The sequence below is a fragment of the Oleiphilus sp. HI0132 genome, assembly GCF_001635845.1.
The window spans coordinates 1-1,011 of sequence record NZ_LWGJ01001583.1 but is presented as its reverse complement, the minus strand read 5'-3'; the positions used below and the strand labels follow the sequence as shown (position 1 = coordinate 1,011).

1 protein-coding gene and 1 pseudogene are annotated in these 1,011 nt (G+C 48.3%); both read right to left on the bottom strand.

What is annotated here, in order from left to right:
- Positions 1-427 (bottom strand): annotated as a pseudogene (locus A3766_RS24470) (S49 family peptidase); the annotation flags it as partial.
- Between the two features lie 70 nt (positions 428-497).
- Positions 498-1,011 (bottom strand): phage portal protein (locus A3766_RS24465; protein WP_156509106.1); only part of this gene is annotated, 514 nt, incomplete at its 5' end.

The following is a 1,011-nucleotide window of genomic DNA, read 5'->3' as shown; positions in this document are numbered from 1 at the left end:
AAGCACCCGACGCAGCATCACCCGATGCGTAAGCGATGATGGGTTTCGCACCTCTCGACTCATAGATCATGTTGGCAAATTCAGCACAGCCATTGACTTCGCCTCCCGGCGAGTCGATATCTAAGACAATGCTATACACATCCGGATTTTCTAGGGCTGAATTAAAATCCTTAGCCAAAATCTCATAGCTCGAAGCACCACTAACGGCGGTGAATAAGTTTGCATAGCGAAACAGCGGGCCAACAACTGGAATAACAGCGACTCCTTCTCGAACCTCGGTAACATAAGTATTATCTAACTCCCGCCCAAGCTTCGCAGACACCGCCTCGATAGATTCGTTTTGGCGTGATGCAATCGTTAATATGTTATCAAGAGCAGTCTCGGTAATGGCCCAGGGTTCACCGGCTGCATGATTCCAAAATTTCATGCAGCACCTCCCTGTGCTGCACCCTGACGGGCAGCCTTCGGCTGTGCAAAATTTCTATCCTGCAATTTTGTCATTGACTATCCTCTGCAGTTGGAGAAACGTATTGAGACTTCTCCGTGTTTAAACCCAGTTCTCGCATCTTGGCTTGTTCCCTTGCTCGTTGCTCGAGCACTTCTTCCCAATCTAAACCTTGGGTAGCGCATTCATCTTCCAGCGTCGAAAGGCCGGTTTCCAAGCGAATTTTTGATGCTTTGGCTTCCTTAACAGGGTCGATCCAACCCCGACCAGGACCAATCCATTTACATCGACACCACAAAGCTTTGTTTTGATAAAAGCCTGGTGCTTCGATCAAGCCTTTGTTGACTGCTTCCTCAAGCCATAGCTCGTAAACGGGCTTCGCCCAATAGGTTGCCAGCCAATGACGTCGGCCGATGAAATACCGCCAGGCTTCCATGAGTGCTGCACGAGCTGACGAATAATTCGTTTTTGAGAAATCCTTCATCAGCAATTCGAAGGGCAAATTTAAACCCGTTCCAATATGCCTCAGGATATTTTCAACAAAACTGCTGTAAGCCGAGTTCGGA